Genomic DNA, 6,536 nt, shown 5'->3' with positions numbered 1-6,536 from the left:
AACCGCAAAGATTCTGTGTTGATTACCAAATGATTTTTTACTTTTGTTGTCTAAGGCGGCTTTATGCCAGCCTGTTTAGGGTGGTTGGCTTTAGCTTTAACCACCCTAACTATTTTATGAGGTTGCTTCCTCGCTTTGTACTTGCAGGTAGCGGCTGTCGTACCTCTCGCCTGTTTTCCAAAGGGTGTAAACCAGTTCTAATAACTTCCTCTGCACCGCTACCGCCGCTTTCATTTTAATTCCATGTTTAGATACTAACCTCACAAACACTGCTTTGAAATGCTTGTCGCTACGTATAGCGGCTAATGCAGGCATATACATTGCCTTCCGTAAATAACGGTTCCCTCGTTTGGATATACGAGGCTTACTTTTTACCGAAGTGCCCGAGTCTTTAACTTTTACATCCAACCCGCTATACCCTACCAGTTGCCTTTTATTGCGGATCAGGTTGAAGCCATTCGTTTCTGCAAGGATGGTAACTGCCGTAAGCCACCCTACGCCGGGGATAGATGTAATAGTACGTACTCTTTTAGTCAATTCGGCATCTTGCTTTATCAGGGCATCGATCTCTTCTTTAACTTCTTTTTCCTGGCTGTTGAACAGCCCGATACGATCTTTGAGCCTGGCTACGCTCCTTTCGTTAGGGTATGCTTCTGCCTGCTCGGCGTGCAGCTGGTTCTTAGCCACCGTACGTTCTGCTATCAATTGCCCCCTTTCCCGGGTTAACTGCCTTAATGTTTTGAACCCCTTCTCCGGTTGCTGCCAGTCCTCCAGTTTTGTACCAAGCCCGAAATCGCAAATGCCTCTTGAAGCAGTTTTATCAGTAATGGTTTTGATATCCAGCGACCTTATATGGTTGCTGATCTTATTGGGTAGTACTATGCTAACCTCGTAACCGTTGTCGGACAGGTAGTACGCCAGCTTCTCATGGTAAACGCCGGTGGCTTCCATCACATACCTTACGCTGGTAGTGTTTACGCTATGCTTGCTTACCCAAACCAGCATAGCCTTAAAGCCCGATTCTTTATTGGCGAACGATTTACAAGCGTAAATATCCTTCTCAAGGGAGCTGCCTATCCTGCCTAACGATACTACTAATTCCTTTTGTGCCACATCAATGCCGGCAACTTGCTTTAAAACACTTGTCATCACCTGTTAATATCTATTTTAATAAGTGAATAACCCATCTTCGTTTTGTCTCCTGGTTGGATATCCAAGCTATACCGCTATGCAGTATGCCTTACATTCTGTTCAAACTCCAATGGGCAAAAGAGCATGAGGCCGTATCTTTGCGAGAACATACTTCATGAGTTGTTTGAGCACAAATCGGCTCTCATACTCCTTCACTCAATACAAAATTATTAGCTATATTAATTGGTAACAAACATAGGAGACCACAGAGAAAAAACGCAAAGACGCGCAAAGGCAGAATTCGCAAAGTTCTCACGCAAAGGCAGTAAGACGCAAAGCTCTTTACCGGACAACGCTCAGACAATGCCTCTAAATTAGAAGGCGCAAAGAAAATTTATCTCTTTGCGCCTTTTCTGTATTTCGGTGAATTTACTTTAAAAAATCTTTGCGCCCTTTGCGCTAATGAACATACAAGTTCTCTGCGTACTTTGCGGTTAAATAGAGACTAATATAACGACGCTACATGGGCTCCCTTGTATCGAATTGCTGGCGCGGAAGGCCCGGCTCATCTTCTATTTCGGGTTTGGGGCCTAAAGCAAAATCGGGGTCTATTTTCAGGATAGAATTATATTGAAAAACGGTGAGTGCGTAGCAAAGCAGGTATGGTATGTGCGATAAAAACATATCGGGCTGCGCCAAATGATCGGTAATGGTGTTGGCCATATACATTAGCCAAAACACAATGGGGAAGTAAAAAAGGAAATAACGGTACTCTAACGATTGCCGCATAAACACCAAAAACAACAGCAACACATGCGATACCAGCATTACAAAAATTAATGCACTGGTGAATATATCTGCTGCCCCATTGGTAAAGCTAAGAGCCAAAGCCGTTTCGGTTTCGAAAGCAGGTTTAGGCATCCCCAAAAAGAAGCTGAATATTGCGGTAACTATTAAAAACAGGCGGAATCCGATCTTCATTTACTGCCCTAAATATAATGCATGGGCAATAAATTCCAATTAATTATGCGCAAATAAGTCGGTTTGGTTGTACTGAATGATAATTATCTGACGATATTTATTCAGCAGGGCCGATTTTGATACAAAACCCACAAATTTTGCATCCTCAATAACCGGCAACTGCCAGGCATCCAGCTTATCAAACAGTTCCATTACGCGGCTTACCGGGTCGTTAGCATCAATAAGCGCGGGTGGTGCAACCATTATATCTGCCACGGTTACCAGCTCGGTTTCGCCGCTAAAGAAGTGTCGGCGTATCTCGTCCATCCAAATAATACCTTCTAGCGTACCATCGGCTTTTAGTACCGGGAAAATATTGGTATTGGTATCGGCAAGGGCTTTATAAAGCTCGCTTAGCGGAGTTTGCCGCGCAATAGGCGTAAAGTTTTTGTTGATGATACTGCTAAGGGTAATGCTGTTAAGCATGGTATGGTCTTGTCCCGGGTGTATATTGTTATCGTGTACCAAATGGTGCCAATACATATTGTGCGGGTTTGATATTTTAGATATGATGTACGATATGGCCGAAACGATCATCAACGGAATAAACAGCACATACCCGCCCGTAATTTCAGCTATCAGGAATATAGCGGTCAATGGTGCATGCAGCACGCCGCTTAGCGCTCCCGCCATACCAACTGCGATAAAATTACTCGCGTTTAAATGAATAAGCCCGGTTTGGTTTACGCCGAAGGCAACAAACAGCCCCAGGAAAGCCCCCGTGAACATAGTAGGCGCAAACGTACCGCCGTTACCGCCGCTGCCAATGGTAATACCGGCGGCAACAATTTTCATCAATACCAGTGCGGCTATAAATAACAGCATCAGCAATGGCTCCGATAGGTATTCGCCAAAAATGGTTTCCTCTTTTAATACCGATACATTGCCATTCAATATTTCCTGTAAGTGATGGTAGCCTTCGCCAAACAACGCGGGGAACACCATAATAACAATACCCAAAAGCAAGCCGCCTGCAATGGCACGCACATAACGGTCCTGTTTCATAAATATACCTTTCTCCAGTGTGCCGCCTACTTTGCCTATATAAATAGCAACCCAGCCGCACAGCACGCCAAGCACTACGTAAAATGGTAACGCCGTCATGGCCCAGCCTTCGGTAACCAAATGGAACAGTTGGCCCGAGTAAAGCACCTTTGATACCACTACGCCCGTTGCCGAAGCGATAAGCAGCGGTATGAAAGTTGGGATGGTTATCTCCCCTATCAATATCTCTAAAGAGAACAGTACGCCGGCAATAGGGCTGTTAAATACCGCAGCAATACCTGCAGAAGCCCCGGCAGCTATCAGTACCGTTTTTTCGTAAGGGCTTAGTTTAAAAAATTGCCCGAGGTTTGAGCCCAATGCCGCGCCGGTGCACACAATTGGCGCCTCCAAACCCGAAGAACCACCGAAGCCCACCGTGAGCGAACTGGTTACCAAATGCGAGTAAATATTGTTAAAGCGGATATTAGAACGGTTTTTACGGATGTTAACCAGTATGTTGCCTATCCCCTTCTGTATCTTATCCCGATTAATGAGGTGCTGCCACGCTACGGTAAGCAGTATACCCAGTGCCGGCAAAAACACATATATAATATGGTACGGCAGGTGCGATGATATGTTGCGGCTAAGCTCCTCCATAAAGTGCACCAGGAATTTTAGAGCAACGGCGGCAAGCCCTCCAAATAAACCTACTACAACGCTGCAATAAATTAAAAAATTACGCTGCCCGTTCAGCGTGAGGCGAAGGCGGTTGAATTTGTGGCTTAAAGATTTGAACATAACTGTAGAGGGGCGGGGCAAATTTACAATTTTACCCCTGTAACGAGGTATTAACCTTATATTTGCCCATGATCTCTCCGCAAAGATACGACCAACGGGGCGTTTCGGCATCAAAAGATGATGTACATAATGCCATTAAAAACATTGATAAGGGCATTTTCCCGAAAGCTTTCTGCAAAATTGTTCCCGATATATTAACTAACGACGATGCGTACTGCAATATTATGCACGCCGACGGCGCGGGTACAAAATCATCCTTAGCCTACACTTACTGGAAAGAAACCGGCGACATTTCTGTATGGCGCGGTATTGCACAGGATGCCATTATCATGAACCTTGATGACCTGCTTTGCGTAGGCGCCGTAGATAACATCCTGCTATCATCAACCATAGGGCGTAACAAAAACCTTATCCCGGGCGAAGTTATAGCGGCCATTATAAACGGTACCGAAGAGATTTTAGCCGAGCTGCGCGAAGCCGGCATTGGCATATACTCTACCGGTGGCGAAACTGCCGACGTAGGCGACCTGGTGCGCACTATTATAGTAGACAGTACCGTTACCTGCCGCATGAAGCGTGAGGACATCATATCAAACCACCGTATACAACCCGGCGATGTGATAGTAGGCCTTGCATCATACGGGCAAGCCACTTACGAAAAAGAATACAATGGCGGCATGGGTTCAAACGGACTTACCTCGGCACGCCACGATGTTTTTAACAAAACCATCGCGGATAAATTCCCTGAGAGTTACGACCCTGCCGTGCCGTACGACCTGGTATTCTCGGGCAGCAAAAAACTTACCGACGAAATTGAGATAGGCGACGGCCAAACCGTTACGGCGGGCAAACTGGTGCTTTCGGCAACGCGTACCTACGCACCTATCATTAAAACCATACTGGATAGCTACCGCAGCCAAATAAACGGCATGGTACACTGTAGCGGGGGCGCGCAAACCAAAGTGCTGCACTTTGTAGATGCTGTGCATATCGTTAAAGATAACCTCTTCCCTATTCCGCCCTTGTTTAAGCTGATACAGGAAGAAAGCAACACCAGCTGGCAGGAAATGTACAAGGTATTTAACATGGGCCACCGTATGGAGCTTTATGTACCGGAGGAGATTGCTGCCGATATTATCCGCATATCCGAAAGCTTTGGCGTACCTGCACAAATTATTGGCCGCGTAGAAGCTGCCGATAAAAAGAAGGTGACAGTAACATCGGAGTTCGGGGTGTTTGAATATGAATAATTAACAGCTATTTTGCGGTAGATATACTTGCAATGGCATGTTAAAATTCCTCTCGGCACAGCCGCCGCTGAACTTGTGGTTGATTTTTTTGGCAGAGAACCTGCTGGTTACAGGTATTGGGTTATTTGCGGGTTGGCTGATATTGAAATTAAGCAAACGGCCGATTCGCCCCGCATCGCGTACCGAAATACTAACCTGCACGGGAACTAATCTCATCAATACTGCCATCACCTATTTAGGCTTTTGGTTGCTGCAGCGTGGCTATCTGGTGTTTGGCTTCGAAGTCAACTGGCACATCGTCCCCGATTTTCTGCTGCTATTTATTGCTATGGATTTGGCCATGTATGTACTGCACTATGCCATAAACCACATGAGCATATACAACGTGGTGCACAAATTCCACCACCATTACCACAACCCCATCCCTATCGATTTATTCGTACTGCATCCTTTGGAAACGCTGAGCTTTGGTGGCCTTTGGCTAATAACATTGGCTATCTACAATTTCAACTTTTATGCGGTTTTGCTTTATCTCACGCTGAACGTAGTTTTCGGCATTGTGGGGCATTTGGGTATTGGGCCATTACCCGCTAAACTACGAGACAGCTTTCTGCTGAAATATTTGGGTACATCTTCATTCCACCATGGGCACCATACCGATATTAAGCACAATTATGGCTTTTACACCAGCATTTGGGATAGGATGTTTGGGACGTATAAAGCTTAGCGAGATATCAAATCCCCATTTCCAGCAAAGCAAAAGCCCCATCCTTATAATGCAGCGGCATCCCCTCTTCATATAATATTCGGGTATCTTTTATAAAGGTAAAGCCGCAGTTGATGTAGTAGTTGATGAGCCGGTCGTTACCGGCACCTGTATCTATCCTGATCAATTCGAAATTATTCTCGCGGGCGTATTCTTTTGCCCAGGTAATAATGTGCTTAACTAAGTTTAACCCACGCGCGTGTTGGCCGGTAGCAATACGGTGGATGTAAACAGCCGCAGCGTTTAACTCCTGCCATATCTCCGGGTCGCTGAAAGTAAGGCAGAAGGTACCCACAATTACATCATCCGCCAATATGGTATAGTGCCTTGCTTCATCAATTTCGCTTCTACTTTTGCCCGCTCAAATCCATACCAATGGTTATTGCCTACCTGTTTCTGATAAGCAATGGCATCGTTGTAAAGCGAAAATACAGGTTCGATATCGTTATAAGTGGTGTGCCGTATTTGTATCTGCATCATTATAAAATTAGCCCCTAATGTAGTATTGGCGCTGATAAAAGCGCTGGTTTTGCAAACAAAAAACCCCGGCATTGCTACCGGGGTTTTCTTATTCATTGTTGTTAAGC

At 45.4% G+C, this 6,536-nt stretch carries 7 protein-coding genes; 2 read left to right on the top strand and 5 right to left on the bottom strand.

Annotated elements, in window-relative coordinates; all coding sequences use genetic code 11:
• Positions 1-114: 114 nt before the first annotated feature.
• The 3 genes from BC343_RS17250 to BC343_RS17240 form a co-directional block, all read right to left on the bottom strand.
• Entirely contained in the window at positions 115-1,149 is a 1,035-nt protein-coding gene (locus tag BC343_RS17250) for an IS110 family RNA-guided transposase (protein WP_078346504.1), read from the bottom strand.
• 501 nt (positions 1,150-1,650) lie between these two features.
• The gene (locus BC343_RS17245) at positions 1,651-2,112 is read right to left on the bottom strand and encodes a hypothetical protein (RefSeq protein WP_078349058.1); all 462 of its coding nucleotides are present in this window, start codon (positions 2,110-2,112) and stop codon (positions 1,651-1,653) included.
• A 39-nt stretch (positions 2,113-2,151) separates the two neighbouring features.
• The gene (locus BC343_RS17240) at positions 2,152-3,933 is read right to left on the bottom strand and encodes a chloride channel protein (protein WP_162276890.1); all 1,782 of its coding nucleotides are present in this window, start codon (positions 3,931-3,933) and stop codon (positions 2,152-2,154) included.
• A 68-nt stretch (positions 3,934-4,001) separates the two neighbouring features.
• On the opposite strand from BC343_RS17240, the gene BC343_RS17235 reads away from it, so the two are divergent.
• A complete protein-coding gene (locus BC343_RS17235) occupies positions 4,002-5,183 on the top strand; it encodes an AIR synthase related protein (RefSeq protein ID WP_202909812.1) in 1,182 nt (393 codons plus the stop codon).
• A 37-nt stretch (positions 5,184-5,220) separates the two neighbouring features.
• Complete coding sequence (locus BC343_RS17230; RefSeq protein ID WP_078349056.1) at positions 5,221-5,910, top strand: sterol desaturase family protein; 690 nt, start codon at positions 5,221-5,223, stop codon at positions 5,908-5,910.
• Positions 5,911-5,917: 7 nt separating this feature from the next.
• On the opposite strand, the gene BC343_RS17225 is transcribed toward BC343_RS17230, so the two are convergent.
• Positions 5,918-6,262 carry a GNAT family N-acetyltransferase gene (locus tag BC343_RS17225; protein WP_162276889.1) on the bottom strand — a complete coding sequence of 115 codons (345 nt, stop codon included), beginning with the start codon at positions 6,260-6,262 and terminating at the stop codon, positions 5,918-5,920.
• Positions 6,247-6,525 carry a hypothetical protein gene (locus tag BC343_RS17220; RefSeq protein WP_078349054.1) on the bottom strand — a complete coding sequence of 93 codons (279 nt, stop codon included), beginning with the start codon at positions 6,523-6,525 and terminating at the stop codon, positions 6,247-6,249. Before BC343_RS17220 ends, BC343_RS17225 begins: the two co-directional genes overlap by 16 nt.
• Positions 6,526-6,536 lie beyond the last annotated feature (11 nt).

The organism is Mucilaginibacter pedocola (assembly GCF_002013915.1).
Lineage (GTDB): Bacteria > Bacteroidota > Bacteroidia > Sphingobacteriales > Sphingobacteriaceae > Mucilaginibacter > Mucilaginibacter pedocola.
This window is presented reverse-complemented; position numbering and strand designations above follow the sequence as displayed.